An 18,931-nucleotide genomic window follows, 5' to 3' on the forward strand; every position below is an offset into this window, starting at 1 on the left:
GTTGTGCCTCTAAAATTATCTGTTGAAGGTGCAAGTTAGCGAAAGAATTAGGAAGTGAAGTACGCCGGCAAGATCCGCTGAAGCCGGAGCTTCAAAAGAAACAACCATCAACGTTTCGCGTCTCATTCGCCGTCGCCTCCTTGTACAAGTACAGATTGGTCTTACACAGCGTCTCTGGTATTGCTACCTTTATCTCCTCAAAGGAGAACCCGCGCAGCCGCCCGCCTCCCGCAGGCAGTTTTATTACTTTCTCGTACATCTGTGTATGGCTTATTTTTTACCGCAGAGCGCAATCACAAAACTTGTTGCCCCGATCGCAAGAATTTTCATGGCATAGGATGTATCATAGGTAGAAATTGCTACGCTTTACGCTCCGCCACTTTTGTCAGCCAAGCAGAGAAATTACCACAAGTGTCATGCAATACAGCGATTGTGACCTTCAGAACTTTTTCCTGGTCATCAACAAACACACTGTTGAGTTTGATCTTCACCGCTCCTGCTCCCAAAGTTGAGGATAATGAGCGATCGCTTTTGGGTCTGTTATTTGATTAACAGGTGATGGGAGAGAATTAGGCACATCGCGTTAATATAACCTCAAAAGGTAACTAACAATGACTCAACGAGAATTTCCCAATTGGGAATCGCTTTATCAAGAACAAGCCGTTGAAACTATGCCTTGGTTCAACCCAAGCTTAGATCCAGATGTCGAATCAGCCCTCCTCACCCTAGAACTGAGCAATGCTTCAGTGCTGGATTTGGGGACAGGGCCAGGAACCCAAGCGATCGCCCTAGCCGAACGAGGATTCCAGGTGATGGCGACAGATTTGTCAGAGGCGGCCATTAATCAAGCAGCAGCAAAAGCAAACCAAAAGGGATTGGAAATTTCGTTTCGGCAAGATGACATTCTTAACAGTCGTCTGGAACAATCTTTCGACTTGATTCTCGATAGAGGATGCTTCCACGTTCTGCCACCCCATACCTATGGTATTTATGTGCAAACAGTTGCAAACTTGTTAAAGCCCAAGGGCTACTTGTTACTGAAATGCTTCTCTCACTTGGAAACAAGAGAACAAGGCCCTTACCGCTTTACACCAGAGGAAATTCAGCAGATATTCAAAGAGAGATTTAATCTGCATTTGGCTAAACAAACGGTCTATCATGGGACACTCGATCCCCTTCCCAAAGCGCTGTTCTGCATTCTGGAAAAGCATTGACTGTTTGGGTGATCTCGCAAGTGCGCTGAGAAAGTTTGTCCATCGGTTCAACTGCATACATCTTTGGCGTATGGGGAGCGATCGCTATCATCTCTGGTATTGCTGCACTTCTGGGCTATACTTTGTTCAGTCACTTCTCTCAAGAAGTTATCGCCGCAACTACTGCTGTAGCCGCAGGTGCGATTTTAGCCATGATTTCAGACACCATGATTCCCGAAGCTTTCGAGCAAGCCCATGATTTTGCTGGGCTAATTCTTGTCTTGGGATTTTTGGCTGCTTTTGTTTTGAGCAAACTTGCGTGAGAATTAGAGCTTCAACCGTTTGAGGTCTGATTGTTTCTATCTAAAGTAGAATCAAAATTTCATATTGATTTCACTTTTGCGTGCCAGCGTAATTAAAGAAGGCTTTTAGCACTGGGTTGAGTATGCGGCTGATATTAGTTGAGGATGAAGCAGATTTAGGCGCAGCAATCAAAGAAGTCCTAACCCATGAGGCGTATGTAGTTGATTGGTTTCTTGATGGTACTCAGGCATGGCAATATCTAGAAACTGGCTGGACTGAGTACACGCTAGGGATTTTTGATTGGATGCTACCAGGAATTTCCGGTGTAGAGTTGTGTAAATGGTTGCGATCGCGCCAATTAATTCTGCCTGTTTTGATGTTAACTGCAAAAGACCGCATGGAAGAAAAAATTATTGGTCTAGATAGCGGCGCAGATGACTATTTAGTTAAACCATTTGATATGGCAGAACTACTAGCAAGATTAAGAGCATTACAACGCCGCGCTTCTTATGTTGGGACAACATTTACACCCCAAATTCAACCCCGACGCTTACAAGTAGGTTGTTTAACTCTTAATTACATCACACATGAACTTACTCGATATTATCCTCATGGTGAGAAGCAATTATTATCTTTAACTGCCAAAGAATTCCAATTATTAGAATATTTCATGAGGCATCCTAATCAAATTATCAGTCGCGACCAAATTATTAATCAGCTTTGGGAAATTGGTGCAGAACCATGTAGTAATGTAGTAGCTGCACAAATTCGCTTATTAAGACGCAAATTAGGAGAAGAAGATAGCGAATCATTAATAGAAACTATCTATGGTGTAGGCTATCGCCTCAATATTCAGGCTGCTGATTTTTGTTAACTTGACAGCGACACTTGGAACAAGGTTATAAAAATATGCAACGCAATCTCATTTTCCACCAGACTCGGTTGCGGCTAGCAGCTTGGTATACCCTCGTGATGGGTGGTATTTTAGGGCTATCTGGATTGGGCGTGTATAGTGTAGTTGCCCATACATACTATGAAACTATAGACCAGGGATTGCAATCAGTAGCAAAGGCATTACATCAAAGTATTGAACCAGCTTGGCAGCAACCTGGACATTTAGAGCAACTTGCTCAAGAATTTTCCTTAGAATTATGTATAAATCAAACAAACTGTTTGCCGAAAAAAACTATTATTAAGCAACCAATTGCGGAGGCAGCTAATTCAGTTAATTACTATATACGCTTATTGGATAGTTCGGAAAAACTATTTGCAATTGCAGGTATGTCATTTAATAATTTACCAATGACTTCACCATCAAAACAATGGCAAATCCTCACAGATTCTTCTGGCACTAGATACCTCCAAATCACTTTACCTTTATATACTCAAAACCAGCTTTCGGGTTATTTACAGTCAGTGGTGTTGTTATCGCCTTGTTGCCTGTAGCCTTTCGCAATCATGCTGGGTTGCGAGATATGTTACTTACAGGTAGTAGTGATTCATTGTTGGCTGCGATCGCTCTTGTTGTTCAATTTAGCTTAATTATTTTAACCTACGGCTCTGGCGCACCGGGAGGTTTACTAGTTCCTACCTTAGTCTTAGGAGCTGCCCTTGGCTACTTAGTAGGTGCTACACAAGAGAGTTTACTGGGTATGAGTGCTGCCACAACCTACGCCCATGTAGGTATGGCGGCATTTTTTAGCGCTGTCTCTAAGTTAACTAGCTTGAAAATAAGGCAGCTATGCTGGAGGCAGAGGGCAGAAGCAATACTACTCGGTTAAGCGTTTTGAACTCAAAATTGGTTTTGGGGAAAAGGTTACTGGGTTTGGGTTAAAGGTTTTTTCTTTCCCCTTTCCCATTCCCCTTTTTCCTCTTAAGCGAAAAGTATTCAGGGCAGAAAGATAAAGATTTTCATGCCCTCGTGGAATCGGAGACTGCTGATATGTATGCCATCCGCTTGGCACATAACCGCGCCCTAGTCTCCTTCCGCATGGTTCCCAATCCCAATATTCCCAAGGATACCAACATCATTCCTTTCCCCATCAAACCTGATTACACCAAGCAAGGCAGACTCGATGGTGTTGTTGGTTATGACCAAAACGGCAAAGTCCTAGATCCAAATTATCCCGAAGCTACAACCTACGGCGAGTACAGCTACTTCAAACCCAGCGAAGCTTATACCAATTTGAAAAAAGAATGCGACAGATGGTAGGGGCATGGCACTGCCGTGCCCTCTAGAATATATTGATGTGTCGCAAACATTATTTGAATTGGTATTACGCCCTGCGCCAACGCATTCAAGCTGAAGAAACCCGCTTGCGTACCTACTACGAAGACTTCCGCACCAAACCCCCCGGTGCCACTGGTGTTTTAGCTGGAGGACTCACAGGCGCGATCGCTATTTTCTATACACTAGCACTGGCACCCGTTTGTAAGCAGGTGTACCACAGCGCGTTTCTGTTCTGGCCTTAAAAATAACATTCACTTCGGGATAAAACATCAACGCTGCGCCTTCCCGTACAGCACCGTAAATCACTTCCACGTTCTCTAGTTTGTCAGCATCGCCCTGTACTGTGACGCGATCGTGTTCGGCTAACCCAATCTTTTGTGCATCTAAGCGATTCATCAAAATGCAGTGGCGATGGGGCATTCCCCGGTACTGATCGTCAATTTTGTAAACCACCGTGTTGTGTTGGGAATAGCTGCGTCCGGTCATTAATGCTAGCACGAGACTATTTGCTCTATCATCAATATCAAAGTCTTGAGGTTGAGGTAGAGCCAGATTCGGCAGTGGCGTAGTCAACATTTTGGCCTTACCTGACGGCGTTTTGAAATGGGGTTCGGTGACGATGCGCCCAGAGATGATAAACTCTTCGCTGGTGTCGTCAATCGTCGCGATTTTTTCATAGCCGGGAATGGTTGTAGCAATCAGTTGCCGCACGTAGCGAGTATCTTGCAGTTTGCGCCACTCGACAGGATATTCACCCAGCAGCCGATGAGCTAGTTCAGTTAAAAACTCGACCTCGGAAATTAAATCTGCATCCTTGAGGTGAGTTTTGCCTTCATCATTGAGGCGCACAAAGTTGTTACCCGATTCAACGGTGGTTTTGTGGGGGTTTTCAAATCGGTTGAGGACGGGAATGATGATTGTGTGAGTTTTCGCCAATCCGTGAAAGTGCCCAATGTTGGGTTTAGTAGCGAGATAGATGATAGTATCGATGTTACCCAATGCCCGTTTTGCCTGGGCTGAGTCAGGATTAGCACCATAGAGATTGCCGCCTACACAGATAAGACTATCCACTTTGCCCGCTTGGGCTGCTTCGATCAGGTCACGAGTATGATAACCAGTGGGTAAAGAGAGCGATCGCCCCAACAACTGCTCCAAAGCCTGCTTAATTTCTTCTTTGAGCTTTACGGTGACACCCATTGAGCCAAAGCCCTGCACGTTGGAATGTCCCCGCACAGGCATGACTCCGGCTCCCATTTTGCCAATCTGTCCGCTAATTAACGCTGTATTGGCAATGCTGTAGACATTATCGACACCATTTGTATGTTGGGTAATGCCCATTGCCCAACCAAAAACCACAGCTTTTGATGTCCCGATAATGGTTGCGGCGGCGGCAATTTCTGCCTGGGACACGCCGCAGGTAGTCGTGATGGTTTCCCAAGAAAGCGATCGCGCCTGTTCTAATACTGCTTCCCACCCTTGGGTATGCGCTTGCAAAAAGTCGTACTGCACAAACCCCTGTTCAATTAACGCTTTTTGAATGCCCACAAACAGCGCTACATCACTACCGGGAATCGGCTGAAGATATAATGAAGCAATTTCAGAACCAGGAATTAGAGATTTAACTGGGAATGCCGGAGAGCCAAATTTCACCAATCCAATTTCCATCACGGGATTGATCACAATCACTTTGCCACCCTTGTCCCGCAGTTTGATCAGCTCATTCATCAAACGTGGATGATTGTAAGCGGAATTTGCCCCTGCTAAGACCACACAATCTGCCTGCTTCAAGCTTTCCAGGCTGACAATCGACGTGTTTGTGCCAAACATCTCCTTGAGTGCGGTTGTAGAAGGAGCATGGCACAGATCTGAACAATCTGCCAAATTATTGGAACCTAGGGTTCGCAGCAGCAGTTGTAGTAAAAATGCCGCTTCGTTGGAGCCACGCCCGGAACTGTAGGATGCAACTCGCTCTGGTGGTTTCTTAAACGCAGCTTTGGCGATCGCATAAATCTCTTCCCAAGAAATGCGCTGATAATGGTCACTACCTGAGCGTCGAATCACTGGGAAGCTAAGTCTTCCCAGGCGATCTGCTTCCATAGAGGATAGCTGTTGTAGGTCAGTAATCTTGTGGGAATCAAAGAAGTGGACTGGAACCGGAGGTTGGATTTCGGCTGAAATGGCTTCTACACTTTTCATGCAGCGTTGTAGTTTCTCACCCACTTCATTGGTGAATCCACCTTTTTGTCCACCAGTCCCCCAGGAGCAGGACAGGCAAGCACTCTTGTGAAACAGAGTTTTCCACAGATGTGGCCCTTCTGGTGATAGTGTGTGCTTTGCCCAATACTCAATTACAGGCAACCCACCGCCAATTTCTGGGGTGTTTTCATTGGTTTCGTGGAAGGGCGGTTGGGTCCCGGAGTTGGTATCCATCTAGTTGCAGCGACAAATCAGTTCATTTTGTGCAATTTAATCTAATTTACTGGACATGAAAATTCCTCATTAGGTAGATTTTCGCGCTCTCTACAAGTATGGGACGGAATACCCGCTCTTAGCTCGACTTTATCCAAAATTAAGAACTCGGCTTGACTGAGCCAGCAAAAACCCTGGTTTTTTGGCCAATACTTTTTCCATCTCATTGATTTGCGATTCTGTTCAAAAAGTAAAACTACCTTCCTGCAATGGTTTTAGCGTCTGGTTTTGGTTTTCGTAAAAATGGATAAAGTCGAGCTTAGTGGAGTCGCAACTGTCTACGGCAGAAATAGCATCGAGTATTCCAAAGCAGGCGGTTCTAATCGCCAGCGCAAACCATCTACTTCACCAGTTCCTGTTGTTGTCGAAGCTTCCCCTACTCAACCGACCCCAACTGCAATTATTCCAGAAGCAACTAACGGGCGAGTTAAGAATTAGCATTGAATATCTGCATTCAGCGATCAGCTATTATGCTTTTAAGTTGCACAATCCATAGTCAGGGCTGTTGACAGTTGACCGTTGACAGCCCTTATTAGTAATCTTACTGGTGCCCATTGGTGTCAACTTAACGTGAAAGCCTTATCAAGACTTGATTTTGCCTCAAATCGTCTACCATCAAGATCCCCGTTACCCCACCCCAGTTTTGTCTAAAGCCAAAACTTCCCCTCCCCGTTTACGGGGAGGGGATAAAGGGGTGGGGTAAAACGCTTGTGGAATAAGCCTTTTAACTTAAGTTGACACAGGTGACTGGTGCCGTGCCCCTACGAAAGGATCTGTGGTTCAATTACCACCGAAACTGCTGTAAGGAGTCGTGTAAAAATAAGTTAAACAATTTAATATTTGTAGTGCGGGACGAAAAGCCCGCGCGAGCTTTCCGGCTCGCACTACTTATTTTTACTTGATGCCTAATTTCATTGTAAATAAACCCGCACTGTAGGGGCGGGGTTTCCCCGCTCTTGAACAAAATTTATGCAACTAAAACGTCACCACACTCCGAATTGATTCACCTTTGTGCATCAATTCAAAAGCATCATTAATTTGTTCAATCGGCATTACATGGGTAATCAAATCATCAATATTTATCTTCCCATCCATATACCAATCAACAATTTTCGGCACATCTGTACGTCCCCTAGCGCCACCGAATGCTGAACCTTTCCACACACGACCAGTTACTAGTTGAAACGGACGAGTACTAATTTCTTGTCCCGCACCCGCAACACCAATAATTACACTCACGCCCCAACCTTTATGACAGCATTCTAAGGCTTGACGCATCACCTTAACATTGCCAATACATTCAAAGGTGTAATCAGCACCGCCTTTGGTTAAGTCTACTAAGTAGGGAACTAAATCATCTTCTACTTCCTGGGGGTTAACAAAGTGCGTCATGCCAAACTTTTCAGCTAAGGCGCGTTTGCTGGGATTAATATCTACCCCCACAATCATATCCGCTCCCACCAGGCGCGCTCCTTGGATGACATTTAAGCCAATACCGCCTAAGCCAAAAACTATTACCTTTGCCCCTGGTTCGACTTTAGCTGTATAAATAACTGCACCAATTCCTGTGGTCACGCCACAGCCAATGTAACAAACCTTATCAAATGGGGCATCTTCGCGAATCTTAGCTACGGCAATTTCGGGCAAGACTGTATAATTAGCAAATGTAGATGTACCCATATAATGATGAATCATTTCGCCACCGATACTAAAGCGACTTGTACCATCGGGCATGACACCGCGTCCTTGGGTAGGGCGAATAGCTTGGCAAAGATTGGTTTTCAGGCTGAGACAATATTCACACTGACGACATTCTGGAGTGTAAAGGGGAATAACGCGATCGCCCCTTTTTACACTCTTGACACCAGCACCTACCTCCACCACTACACCAGCACCTTCATGCCCTAAAATCGCGGGAAACAAACCTTCAGGATCGTCGCCAGAAAGAGTGAAAGCATCGGTATGGCACACACCACTGGCTTTAATTTCTACCAATACTTCCCCAGGTTGTGGCCCTGATAATTGAACCGTTTCAATAGTTAACGGCTTACCCGCGCCGTAAGCGACTGCTGCTTTAACTTCCAAAAGTCAGCCCTCCTGTATGTAAGTTGCTTTATTGGGCTGATATGAGTTTACCGAAAGTCGGTGGTAAAGGGGTAGGGGACGGTTGACGGTTGATGGTTGACTGTTGTAGGGGCGGGTTCACCGATATCCTCATTTATTAACAAAGATCCAAATAAACCCGCCCCTACTGACTGTTGACTGTGACAAATGCCCAATGACGGCAGTTGCTACAACGGGGGGAACCCCCGCAACGCACTGCCTCCCCAATGCCCCATGCCCCATGCCCAATGCCCAATGACAAAAAATTATAAAAATAATGTAACTTTGTTAAAATGTCATTCTCTAGTTTAGATTATTTAAAGGTGGAAATAGTTGTTTGAGCAACGACGTAAACCTTGTGCTAGCAGCAATCCGCCGATAAGAATTTGTCAATACCGCAATAAATTTATTTTCGTTACAGCTTATGAATCCTGCCCTTACAAAAATTGGCGCTCAAATGTCTAACCTGACCGGCGTTCGAGCGATTATGAAAGATATTGTGGAAACGTTAAAAGCTAATGCTGGGCAGGAATTAATTAATTTGAGTGCGGGTAATCCGTTGATTTTGCCGGCAGTAGAACGATTATGGCGCGATTGTACGGCAGATTTACTCGCTAGCTCTGAATATGGTGAAGTTGTTTGCCGTTACGGTTCTAGCCAAGGTTATGCACCTTTAATTGAGGCGATCGCTAATGATTTTAATCGCCGTTATGGGTTAAATTTAAGCGATCGCAATATTTTAATTACTCCCGGTAGTCAAACTCTCTACTTCTACGCCGCCAATGCCTTTGGGGGTTACACTACTACAGGTGAACTCAAGGAAATTGTCTTACCTCTTTCCCCTGACTACACTGGTTATGGTGGAATTTGCTTAGATCCAGAAGCATTAATTGCTTACAAACCAGCTTTAGATATTGATGCACCTGCCCATAGATTTAAATATCGTCCCGACTTCAGCCAACTGTCAATTACAGAAAAGACAGGTTGTGTAATTTTCTCTCGTCCCTGTAACCCTACAGGTAACGTCCTCACCGATGACGAAGTCAGAAAAATTGCGGCTTTAGCTGCACCTTACGATGTGCCAGTATTTATTGACTCAGCTTATGCACCTCCCTTCCCGGCGCTGAATTTTACAGATATGTCGTTGATATTTGGCGAAAATATCATTCATTGCACCAGCTTATCCAAGGCGGGGCTACCAGGAGAGAGAATTGGGATTGCTATTGGCAATGAAAAGGTGATTCAAGTTCTCGAGTCATTTCAAACCAATGCTAGCCTGCATTCGTCCCGGTATGGACAAGCGATCGCAGCTCGTGCTATCAATTCGGGAGCCTTGGCGGAAATTGCCGAACAAGTCATTCGCCCATTCTACCAAAACAAGTTTAGTGTCTTAGAAAATACATTAGATGCTTCCATGTCCAAGGACTTACCTTGGTTCCTCCATCGCGGTGAAGGCGCTATCTTTGCTTGGTTGTGGTTAGAAGATTTACCAATTAGCGATTGGGAATTATACCAAGAATTAAAGCAAGTAGGTGTAATTGTTGTTCCTGGTAGTACATTCTTCCCTGGTTTAAAAGAAGATTGGCCCCACAAACAGCAATGTCTCCGCATCAGCCTCACCGGTAGCGATGAGGAATTGGTAACAGGAATGCGCCGTTTAGCGAAGGTAGTTGAACAAGTTTATGAGCGTTCAGCTGTGAGTGCTTAGTAAAAGAAGGCAGCACTTCGGCTTCGCTCAGTGACCACAGGCAGAGGGCAGAAGGCAGAAGGTAGTCATGATAAACTTCGTACACTGCCAAGTATGTAAGTAGCTTTTTTCCTTTACCTTTTCCGCTTTCCTTTTAAGGACATTAGTCCTAAGCCACAAAACTTCCCCTCCTCGCTTGCGGGGAGGGGTTAGGGGTGGGGTTAAAAGCCTACTGCATCCAAACGAGAAACGCTGTAATTAAATAATGGGAATGAACCGCGAAGAAACGAAGAACGCGAAAAAAGAAAGGAAAAAACAGACTAATCCAAAATCCAAAATCCAAAATCCAAAATTGGACGATTGGCTAGATATTGGTAAAATTGTTGCAGCTCAAGGGTTGGCTGGGGAGTTGCGGGTGTATCCGAATACTGATTTCCCGGAACGATTTGAGGTAGCAGGAAAGCGGTGGTTGTTGCGTCCTGGGGAGACAGAACCGCAACCTGTAGAATTACTTGCAGGGCGTTACGTTGAAGGGAAAAATGTGTATGTGATTAAATTAGCTGGTGTAGACGATCGCAACCAAGCTGAGGATTTGCGCGATTCTAAATTAATGGTACCAGCAAGCGATCGCCCCGAATTGGCAGAAGATGAATTTTATGTTCCCGATTTGCTAGGCTTGGAAGTGTTTTTGCAAGCATCCGGTGAACTTTTGGGCAAAGTAGTAGATATAATTCCCGCTGGTCATGATTTATTAGAAGTAGAGTTAGATCCGGAATTTGCACCCAATAAAAAACACAAGAAAGTTTTAATTCCCTTTGTGGAAGCGATCGCACCTGTTGTAGATCTACAAGCCGGTCGCATTGAAGTTACACCCCCACCAGGGTTATTGGAAATCAATGATTAAGTTGTCGGTTGAATTAACCGTGTACTAACCACAGGGTTTGCGGAAGTCACCACAGGGTTTGTGGAAGTCACCACAGGGTTTGCGGAAGTCACCACAGGGTTTGCGGAAGTCACCACAGGGTTTGCGGAAGTCACCACAGGGTTTGCGGAAGTCACCACAGGGTTTGCGAAAGTAAGGAAATACCAAAAAATAAATTATTCCAAATTGTAGGGGTGGGGTTTCCCATTGGTGTCAACTTAAGCCGAAAGCTATATCGGGCAAGCGTTGTACAAATCCCCCATGCCCTCATCCCCTAACCCCTTCTCCCCAGGGAGAAGGGGAATTGGATCTCTAGCTCCCCTCTCCCAGGGGAGAGGGGCTGGGGGTGAGGGCGAAACCTTTTCACCAAGCGGGTTTCACGTTAAGTTGACACGTATGGGGGTTTCCCCGCCCCTACGAGTTGATAGGCTCAGCAAATTGATGATGGGGATGTTTGTTTATTTGTCAACTCTCTAACGAAATTTGCTAAGAAAGTGCGATCGCAATTCAGTCATCAGCATAAGTGGGATCAACGATCACACTTTTATCTGGCAAAATAGTATTGCAAAACAAAGCATTTTCCCAGAGTGCGCTAGCTTCACCAGAGGCATCAGTTAGGTTAGCATTAGTCAAATTCACACCAGTCATCTGGGCACCTATGATATTAGCTCTAGTTAGATTGGCACTAGTTAGATTAGCACCAGTCAATTCGGTAAAACTCAAGTTGGCTTCGGTTAGATTAACGCCACTTAAATTGGCATAACTCAAATAAGCTTTAGTCAGGTTAGCGCTACTGAGGTTAGCTCCACAGAGGTTGGTAGCACCAAGGTTAGCTTCACTCAGATTGGCACCATTAAGATTAATCCCACTCAAATCGTTACCAATAGGATCGTTATTACTCCAGTCTGCACCACTCAACTTGGCATATCTCAAGTCAACTCCACTAAAATCTCGCTCCCCAGCAGCATATCGTTGCAACAACTCCTCAGCAGTTATTCTCATCTATTTACCCACTCATCCGATCGCATCATATTGCGATCGCTTCTTGCAAACCATAAACAGCAATGTCACCAATACTTCAAATCTTGCTATCCGGTGCTAAAATCCAAGCAGGTTAGATATGCCTTCCTTCAGCTTATGGTTGCTCAAGCCGAATCATTAAACCCAACAGAAGTCATCTACCCGGATAGTGACGGACAGCCAATGGCAAATAATACTGAACAGTTTAACTGGATTTTGGTCATCCAGCAAAATTTGGATTGGTTGTATGCCAATGACCCAAATGTATTTGTGGCGGGAGATTTGTTTTGGTATCCTGTGGAAGGACGCAATAACATTGTAAATGCACCAGATGTAATGGTGGTGTTTGGTAGACCAAAAGGTAAACGTGGTTCTTATCAACAATGGTATGAGTCAGGAATTGCACCGCAAGTAGTGTTTGAAATTCTTTCTCCTAGCAATTCCCAAGATGAGATGGATCGAAAACTCCTCTTTTACGATCGCTACGGCGTTGAGGAGTATTACATTTACAATCCGGAGAAAAATCAGTTAAGAGGCTGGCTGCGAGGTGAAGTTGGGTTAGATATCATTCCCGCGATCGCAAATTTTTCCAGTCCCCGCTTAGGAATTCGCTTTGATTTATCTGGCGAGGAGTTGCAAATTTATCGTCCTGATGGCACAAAGTTTTTCTCTTATATAGAAATTTGTCAACGCCTAGAACAAGCCGAAGCAGCATTAGCAGCAGAAACAAGGCGAGCGCAAATTCTCGCCGAAAGGTTGCGTCAAATGGGAGTTAATCCCGAAGATTTGATGTAATTTTCTCCTCTTTTATCTGACACTTTGTCCTTGGTAACTTCCAAATTTGGAGTTACGGGACTCAGAAACCAACAACATTTTTGATCCCTGTTGATAGTTCGCTGTTTCCTCTACTAATTACCGCCCAAACTGCTATAAATGTCTGGCAAAATACTGTTTTATAATGTTTTAATACCTGCAAAAATTGGGAATTTTAATTTTAAAAATAATCTTAAAAATATCTAACTTTCCTGCTAAATTTGTTACGCTGTCAGAGAATTCTTAGTTAGGTATTTCTTCACATTTTTTTTAGAATTGACCAAATATCTTTATGGAAAAGGAATTCCTTGCTACCTTCTTTGAGAAATTCAGGAAGAATTTGTCACGGGTAAGATGACACTCAGCCTCTAGATAAGTAAACTTGCATACTGTTTGAATGAATTCGTCACCATCCTCTTGTAATGGAGTTTTGATATGACTTTAGCAACTCCGATCCAACCAAAGCCTTTATCTGATGAAGAATTGCAGAAAATAAACGCTTACTGGCGTGCAGCTAATTATCTTTCTGTAGGACAAATATATCTCCTTGACAATCCGCTGCTACGAGAACCGCTGAAGCTAGAACATGTCAAACCCAGGCTGTTGGGACACTGGGGAACTACACCTGGACTGAATTTTATTTACGTTCATCTCAATCGTGTAATCAAAAAGTATGACCTCAACAGCATCTACATAGCTGGCCCTGGTCATGGTGGCCCGGGAATCGTCGCCAATACTTACCTAGAAGGATCTTACAGCAAATATTACCCCAACATTTCCCAAGATGCTCTTGGGATGAAGAAGCTTTTCAAACAATTTTCTTTCCCTGGTGGGATTCCCAGCCACGCAGCACCAGAAACGCCTGGTTCAATCCATGAAGGTGGTGAACTGGGTTATGCACTCGTCCACGCCTATGGTGCGGCTTTTGACAATCCTGACTTGATTGTGGCGGCGGTTGTTGGTGATGGGGAAGCAGAAACCGGTGCTTTAGCTACTAGCTGGCACTCGAACAAGTTTATCAATCCTGTCCATGATGGTGCTGTACTGCCAATTTTACACCTCAACGGGTATAAAATTGCTAACCCAACTGTTCTCTCACGGTTGAGCCATGAAGAGTTAGAAAGCTTATTTATCGGCTATGGTTACAAACCTTACTTTGTCGAAGGTTCAGACCCCGCAGCTGTGCATCAGCAAATGGCAGCAACTTTAGATACAGTAGTTAGCGAAATTCAAAGTATCCAAAGAGAAGCCAGGGTACATGGTTTCACAAACCGTCCCCAATGGCCGATGATTATCCTCAGAACCCCCAAAGGTTGGACAGGCCCCAAAGAAGTGGATGGGAAAAAGACTGAGGGTTTTTGGCGATCGCATCAAGTTCCCTTTGGGGAAATCGCCAAAAAGCCAGAACATCTGAAATTATTGGAAGATTGGTTAAAGAGTTACAAACCTGAAGAACTCTTCGACGATAATGGGACACTAATTCCCGAACTAGCAGCATTAGCGCCTAAAGGACATCGGCGCATGGGTGATAATCCCCATACCAATGGTGGTCTGTTGCTACGCGACCTGAAAATGCCAGAATTCCAAGACTATGCGGTAGATGTTCCCCAGCCTGGTAAAGTCGAAGCCGAAGCTACCAAAGTTACAGGAAAATTCCTGCGGGACATCATGCGTCTTAACCAAGACTACAGCAACTTCCGCATTTTCGGCCCCGATGAAACCCAATCGAATCGTCTAGACCCGGTATTTGAAGTTACAGACCGGACATGGGCGGCGCAAATCCTTCCCGAAGACGAACATCTATCCCCCGATGGACGGGTGATGGAAATTCTCAGTGAAACTTGCTGTCAAGGTTGGTTAGAAGGTTACCTCCTCACAGGTCGTCATGGATTCTTCTCCTGCTATGAAGCATTCATCCACATAGTAGACTCGATGTTTAACCAACACGCCAAATGGCTGAAAAGCACCCTTGACATACCTTGGCGCAGACCAATTGCTTCACTTAACTACCTGCTAACATCCCACGTTTGGCGACAAGACCACAATGGCTTTTCGCACCAAGACCCTGGTTTTATTGACTTGGTAGCCAACAAAAAATCAGAAATTGTCCGCATATATTTACCCCCCGATGCCAACACTTTATTATCGGTAACTGACCATTGCTTAAAAAGTCGGCATTATGTCAACGTCATCGTTGCGGGGAAACAGCCTGCTTTGCAATACCTGGACATGGACGCAGCGATTAAACATTGCACCAAAGGCATTGGAATTTGGGAATGGGCCAGCAACGATAAAGGTAGCGAACCAGATGTAGTCATGGCTTGCGCCGGGGATATTCCCACCTTAGAAACCTTAGCCGCTGTGGATATTTTGCGCCAGCACTTCCCAGAATTAAAAGTGCGGGTAGTCAACGTAGTCGATTTAATGACACTGCAACCAAAAAGTGAGCATCCCCACGGGTTAAGCTACAAAGACTTTGATACAATTTTCACCACCAACAAACCGGTTATCTTTGCGTTTCATGGCTATCCTTGGCTAATTCATCGCCTAACCTACCGCCATACCAACCATCACAACCTGCATGTGCGCGGTTACAAAGAAGAAGGAACCACCACCACTCCCTTTGATATGGTTGTCCTCAACGATCTCGATCGCTTCCACCTGGTTATGGATGTATGCGATCGCGTGCCACAATTAGGATCTAAAGCAGCTTATGTCAAGCAAATGTTGCAAGACAAGCTCATCGAACACAAACACTACATCGACAAACACGGCGAAGATATGCCAGAAATTCGCAATTGGAAGTGGCCTTACTAAATCCTAAATAACGTCTAGAAGGGGATGGGGGAAGATTGCGATCGCATTTTCCCCCATCCCCTCAATTTTTTTGAATTTGCAGATATTGTATCAGCCGATGAGCGATCGCTTCTTTTGCTCAGAATCAAAAAGTTGTAATTTATTAGTATTGAAAGCCAAATCTTCCTGATTGCTTGAAGTCCTCTTGTATCTTAACTTCACTCGATTCCACCAAAATTGCGATATTGAAATTAGCATATACCACACTTTAGTAAATCAGTCTGTGAGCATTACTACAGATGTAGTTTATATAACTTATAACTGCTGTCATCCGAGTTTTCCATGAAGTTTTACTAAAATTGATAGAGGGTTTTGAAGACCAGAACAGTGAGTAAATGCTTTGCTACGGTTAAAATGATTGCTCCAAACTGCCGATTTGCAAGATTCCTATTAATATTAGTAAAACTCATATAAAATATCGCAGTTTACTCAGGGATAAAATTCACATTTACAAATACTTAGTTTGGTATTATTATCAATAATAATTGGATAAAATCCTGATTTAGCATTAAAACTGGCTAATTTAGCCACAAATAAATATCGCTTTTTGAAAGCCAATAATTTAAATTTATTGGCGTTTTTTGGAGATGCCGCTCGAGTGAAATAAAAAACTTAGCTCTAATAAAAGATGTTGTATCGTTCCATATTTTATTTAATTGGTCAAGCTTGAATAGCTGTTCCACAACTATCTCCTTTGATTGTCCTTTGAGAATTTTCTCGATGGAGATGCATCTACTAAGTTTGAGGTAACGTTGATGAAACAACCAAGCAGACGCAGGCGGGGTGTCATCCTGACGCTAAAAGGCTGGGATAAATTTCAAGCTGCCAAAACTCAAGTTGAATTTGATGAGAATGGTGGAGATAGCTTTTGTTTAGAAGAACTGAGCGATCGCACTCGTTTAGCTCTCCACACTATATCGAGAATTTTGGCACGCTTGGAACCCGTAGATAAAAGTTCCTTGCAATCTGCCTTCGCTGCCTTTAATTTAGATTTATCTCCAAGCGATTATACCAGGCCTACCTCGACCTTAGAGGAACTAGAAACTCGACAAGCAAACCCACAGTATGATTGGGGTGAAGCACCAGATGTATCTGTGTTTTTTGGTCGTAGTGAAGAATTATTGCAGCTACGACAGTGGATATTAGAACAACGGTGTCGTTTAGTTGGATTGCTGGGAATTGGTGGTATTGGCAAAAGCACATTAGCAGTGAAGTTGGGGCTGCAAATTCAAAGCGAATTTGAGGTAGTGGTGTGGCGCAGCCTGCAAAACGCACCGCCAGTAGAGTATAAGCTGACAAGGATACTGCAATTTTTGCTTGGGGCATTGGGAAAAGAAATGGTAATACCTGAATGCTTTGATGAAAAACTATCAAAGTTGATGGAATGTTTGAGCAATCACCGATGTCTGCTAATTTTAGACAATGTTGAGACAATTTTATCTAGTGGTAGTCAAACAGGACAATTTCTTCCAGGTTACGAGGGATATGGTCAATTACTGAAGCGCTTTGGCGAAGTACCCCATAATAGTTGCATTCTGTTCACTTCCAGAGAAAAACCTAGAGACATCGTACCGTTAGAAGGAGAGAGAACAGGAGTGAAGTCGCTCCCATTAAAAGGATTAAATTTTACCGAGGGACAACAGTTATTTCAGCAAAAAGGACAATTCACGGGTACACAACGAGAATGGCAAGTACTCATCAAGCATTATGGCGGTAATCCCTTAGCGCTGAAGATGGTAGCAGCCGGAACCCAAGAGCTTTTCAATGGTAAGATTGCCTCTGTTTTAGAGTATTTGGAACAAGGAATACTAATTTTTGAGGACATTGGCGACTTGTTAGAATGCCAATTTCAGCGTTTGTCAGCAGTAGAAGCGGAAGTTATGTATTGGTTAGCAATTAATCGAGAACCGGTATCCCTTGCTGAGTTAGCTGCTGATGTCATGAAATTTTCTTTCAAGCGTCAGTTACCGCCTGCAATCAAATCCTTATTGCAACGGTCATTAATTGAAAAAAGGGGCGAGCATTTCTTCCTGCAACCAGTAGTGATGGAATATATAACGCAGCGATGGGTTGAACAAGTTTATCAAAAAATTAAGGATAGGGGAATCAAAAATACCCAAACTCCCACTCCCTAATCCTTGTCATGTGGAAGTTTTATTGTTTGCGATCGCTTTTTTGATATGGTTGGTAAGAAGGCGATCGCCCCTTGTAAAGTATTAGATGTCATCGCTCTATCTATGAAAAGTATTCTAGTTATATGCAATACTAAGGATTTCGCCAAATTCCCTATAAAGCAAAAATGTATGATGAGTTTTATTCCTTCTACTAGTTCTAATCCTGATAGTTATAAGCAGTATTCAATATATCGTAAATACTATCAGCTACTAATTCGTAGCTCTCTTTTGTGTATCCACCGCCCAAGACCATAGCACATGGGATGTCAAGATTTATCAGACTATTCAAAACAAATTTATCTCGCTTTAAAACTCCTTGCTTAGATATACTCAATTTGCCTAGAGGATCTCTTTCATAAATATCAGTACCAGCATTAAAGAAAGCAATTTTTGCATCTCTTTGATTCTCTATAAATGAAGGTAGTTCCCTTTCTAATTTATCAATGTATACAGAATCATCTGTACCCTGACTAAGAGGAATATTAGCATCTATTCTTTTCCTTGCCCACATATCTAGGGGATAGATATCTGCATTATACATATCAAAAATAACAACACTTCTATCCTCATAAAATATCCTGGCAATGCCATTGCCTTGATGAGCATCTAAATCAATCACAATAACTTTATCATCAGATTTTAACTTTCCACTTTGTTTAAGCTGATAAATAGCAACACCGATATCTGAATAAATACAAAATCCATCACCTTGTTCCCTGCTTGCATGATGATATCCACCAGATAAATTGACAGAGATTCCATCTTCTAATGCGCATTCTGCTGCCATAATAGTTCCCCTTGTTGCTAAACGCATAGGATATAGAACCTTTTTATCAATCAGTTTATTAGGAACAAGTGCTAAGGGTGGTATTTCAAGAGCTCGAGAAAGATACTGAGAATTGGTGATCAATTCAGACAAATATGCCTTGGTATGAACAGTAGATAATTCATCGATTGAGACTTCTGTTTCTGGGCATTTTGTCCAATTATCTAACTTTTCACCAAATTTATTTTTAAGTTTTTTCCATGCTCGTCCATACTTACAGCTATCAAATAGATGTAGCTTCTCAAGTCCAAAAAATTGAATATCATACTTAGGTGAGAAAATAATTTTAGGCTTAGGCTTAATTTTAGACATTTCAGGTTTACCTACATTATTTA

Annotated in this window: 17 protein-coding genes and 1 pseudogene; 14 read left to right on the forward strand and 4 right to left on the reverse strand. The window is 43.4% G+C overall.

All coding sequences use genetic code 11. The annotated features are described in order from the left end of the window. Positions 1–180 precede the first annotated feature (180 nt). The 7 genes from AACU32_RS06285 (at position 181) to AACU32_RS06315 (ending at position 3,708) form a co-directional block, all read left to right on the forward strand. Positions 181–552, forward strand: coding sequence for a hypothetical protein (locus AACU32_RS06285; RefSeq protein WP_339377575.1), 372 nt, complete (start codon positions 181–183; stop codon positions 550–552). Between the two features lie 59 nt (positions 553–611). Further along, a complete protein-coding gene (locus AACU32_RS06290) occupies positions 612–1,214 on the forward strand; it encodes a class I SAM-dependent methyltransferase (protein WP_096598819.1) in 603 nt (200 codons plus the stop codon). A 35-nt stretch (positions 1,215–1,249) separates the two neighbouring features. After that, entirely contained in the window at positions 1,250–1,516 is a 267-nt protein-coding gene (locus AACU32_RS06295) for a hypothetical protein (protein WP_339377576.1), read from the forward strand. Positions 1,517–1,638: 122 nt separating this feature from the next. Next, positions 1,639–2,370: a two-component system response regulator RppA gene (gene rppA / locus AACU32_RS06300; protein WP_096598820.1), complete on the forward strand. Its 732-nt coding sequence runs from the start codon at positions 1,639–1,641 to the stop codon at positions 2,368–2,370. Positions 2,371–2,405: 35 nt separating this feature from the next. Further along, the gene (locus tag AACU32_RS06305; protein WP_339377577.1) at positions 2,406–2,942 is read left to right on the forward strand and encodes a hypothetical protein; all 537 of its coding nucleotides are present in this window, start codon (positions 2,406–2,408) and stop codon (positions 2,940–2,942) included. Beyond that, on the forward strand, positions 2,930–3,277 hold the full coding sequence (locus tag AACU32_RS06310) for a chloride channel protein (protein WP_339377578.1): 348 nt from the start codon (positions 2,930–2,932) through the stop codon (positions 3,275–3,277). Before AACU32_RS06305 ends, AACU32_RS06310 begins: the two co-directional genes overlap by 13 nt. Positions 3,278–3,417: 140 nt before the next feature. Then, the gene (locus AACU32_RS06315) at positions 3,418–3,708 is read left to right on the forward strand and encodes a hypothetical protein (RefSeq protein ID WP_339377579.1); all 291 of its coding nucleotides are present in this window, start codon (positions 3,418–3,420) and stop codon (positions 3,706–3,708) included. Positions 3,709–3,894: 186 nt separating this feature from the next. Here the strand turns inward: AACU32_RS06315 and AACU32_RS06320 are convergent, their stop codons facing one another. Beyond that, positions 3,895–6,156 (reverse strand): FdhF/YdeP family oxidoreductase, encoded by a 2,262-nt coding sequence (locus tag AACU32_RS06320; RefSeq protein ID WP_096598823.1) that lies wholly within the window; start codon positions 6,154–6,156, stop codon positions 3,895–3,897. A 282-nt stretch (positions 6,157–6,438) separates the two neighbouring features. On the opposite strand from AACU32_RS06320, the gene AACU32_RS06325 reads away from it, so the two are divergent. Further along, positions 6,439–6,633 (forward strand): hypothetical protein, encoded by a 195-nt coding sequence (locus AACU32_RS06325; RefSeq protein ID WP_096598824.1) that lies wholly within the window; start codon positions 6,439–6,441, stop codon positions 6,631–6,633. Positions 6,634–7,170: 537 nt separating this feature from the next. On the opposite strand, the gene AACU32_RS06330 is transcribed toward AACU32_RS06325, so the two are convergent. Beyond that, positions 7,171–8,280, reverse strand: a complete 1,110-nt coding sequence (locus AACU32_RS06330; protein WP_096598825.1) for an S-(hydroxymethyl)glutathione dehydrogenase/class III alcohol dehydrogenase — start codon at positions 8,278–8,280, stop codon at positions 7,171–7,173. Between the two features lie 442 nt (positions 8,281–8,722). On the opposite strand from AACU32_RS06330, the gene AACU32_RS06335 reads away from it, so the two are divergent. The 3 genes and pseudogenes from AACU32_RS06335 to AACU32_RS40645 all read left to right on the forward strand — a co-directional run. Further along, positions 8,723–10,006 carry a valine--pyruvate transaminase gene (locus AACU32_RS06335; RefSeq protein WP_096598826.1) on the forward strand — a complete coding sequence of 428 codons (1,284 nt, stop codon included), beginning with the start codon at positions 8,723–8,725 and terminating at the stop codon, positions 10,004–10,006. A 250-nt stretch (positions 10,007–10,256) separates the two neighbouring features. Beyond that, positions 10,257–10,889 (forward strand): ribosome maturation factor RimM, encoded by a 633-nt coding sequence (gene rimM / locus AACU32_RS06340; RefSeq protein WP_096607883.1) that lies wholly within the window; start codon positions 10,257–10,259, stop codon positions 10,887–10,889. An 86-nt stretch (positions 10,890–10,975) separates the two neighbouring features. Continuing rightward, positions 10,976–11,185 (forward strand): annotated as a pseudogene (locus tag AACU32_RS40645) (hypothetical protein); the annotation flags it as partial. Between the two features lie 229 nt (positions 11,186–11,414). Here AACU32_RS40645 and AACU32_RS06350 read toward each other — a convergent pair. Then, a complete protein-coding gene (locus AACU32_RS06350) occupies positions 11,415–11,909 on the reverse strand; it encodes a pentapeptide repeat-containing protein (protein WP_096598827.1) in 495 nt (164 codons plus the stop codon). A 135-nt stretch (positions 11,910–12,044) separates the two neighbouring features. On the opposite strand from AACU32_RS06350, the gene AACU32_RS06355 reads away from it, so the two are divergent. The 3 genes from AACU32_RS06355 to AACU32_RS06365 all read left to right on the forward strand — a co-directional run bounded on the left by AACU32_RS06355 (position 12,045) and on the right by AACU32_RS06365 (position 17,731). Further along, positions 12,045–12,722 (forward strand): Uma2 family endonuclease, encoded by a 678-nt coding sequence (locus AACU32_RS06355; RefSeq protein ID WP_096598828.1) that lies wholly within the window; start codon positions 12,045–12,047, stop codon positions 12,720–12,722. Between the two features lie 453 nt (positions 12,723–13,175). Beyond that, entirely contained in the window at positions 13,176–15,557 is a 2,382-nt protein-coding gene (locus AACU32_RS06360; protein WP_096598829.1) for a phosphoketolase family protein, read from the forward strand. Positions 15,558–16,351: 794 nt separating this feature from the next. Next, positions 16,352–17,731: an NB-ARC domain-containing protein gene (locus AACU32_RS06365; RefSeq protein WP_339377581.1), complete on the forward strand. Its 1,380-nt coding sequence runs from the start codon at positions 16,352–16,354 to the stop codon at positions 17,729–17,731. Between the two features lie 196 nt (positions 17,732–17,927). Here the strand turns inward: AACU32_RS06365 and AACU32_RS06370 are convergent, their stop codons facing one another. Next, the gene (locus tag AACU32_RS06370; protein WP_339377582.1) at positions 17,928–18,908 is read right to left on the reverse strand and encodes a histone deacetylase family protein; all 981 of its coding nucleotides are present in this window, start codon (positions 18,906–18,908) and stop codon (positions 17,928–17,930) included. Between the last annotated feature and the right edge of the window lie 23 nt (positions 18,909–18,931).

This window comes from Calothrix sp. NIES-2100 (assembly GCF_963875285.1).
GTDB lineage: Bacteria > Cyanobacteriota > Cyanobacteriia > Cyanobacteriales > Nostocaceae > Aulosira.

What these genes read in the sequence shown, in the direction of transcription:
- AACU32_RS06290 (WP_096598819.1), top strand. Translation starts at nt 612, where the DNA reads ATGACTCAACGAGAATTTCCCAATTGGGAATCGCTTTATCAAGAACAA.
- rppA (WP_096598820.1), top strand. Translation starts at nt 1,639, where the DNA reads ATGCGGCTGATATTAGTTGAGGATGAAGCAGATTTAGGCGCAGCAATC.
- AACU32_RS06305 (WP_339377577.1), top strand. Translation starts at nt 2,406, where the DNA reads ATGCAACGCAATCTCATTTTCCACCAGACTCGGTTGCGGCTAGCAGCT.
- AACU32_RS06320 (WP_096598823.1), bottom strand. Translation starts at nt 6,156, where the DNA reads ATGGATACCAACTCCGGGACCCAACCGCCCTTCCACGAAACCAATGAA.
- AACU32_RS06325 (WP_096598824.1), top strand. Translation starts at nt 6,439, where the DNA reads ATGGATAAAGTCGAGCTTAGTGGAGTCGCAACTGTCTACGGCAGAAAT.
- AACU32_RS06335 (WP_096598826.1), top strand. Translation starts at nt 8,723, where the DNA reads ATGAATCCTGCCCTTACAAAAATTGGCGCTCAAATGTCTAACCTGACC.
- rimM (WP_096607883.1), top strand. Translation starts at nt 10,257, where the DNA reads ATGAACCGCGAAGAAACGAAGAACGCGAAAAAAGAAAGGAAAAAACAG.
- AACU32_RS06350 (WP_096598827.1), bottom strand. Translation starts at nt 11,909, where the DNA reads ATGAGAATAACTGCTGAGGAGTTGTTGCAACGATATGCTGCTGGGGAG.
- AACU32_RS06355 (WP_096598828.1), top strand. Translation starts at nt 12,045, where the DNA reads ATGGTTGCTCAAGCCGAATCATTAAACCCAACAGAAGTCATCTACCCG.
- AACU32_RS06360 (WP_096598829.1), top strand. Translation starts at nt 13,176, where the DNA reads ATGACTTTAGCAACTCCGATCCAACCAAAGCCTTTATCTGATGAAGAA.
- AACU32_RS06365 (WP_339377581.1), top strand. Translation starts at nt 16,352, where the DNA reads ATGAAACAACCAAGCAGACGCAGGCGGGGTGTCATCCTGACGCTAAAA.
- AACU32_RS06370 (WP_339377582.1), bottom strand. Translation starts at nt 18,908, where the DNA reads ATGTCTAAAATTAAGCCTAAGCCTAAAATTATTTTCTCACCTAAGTAT.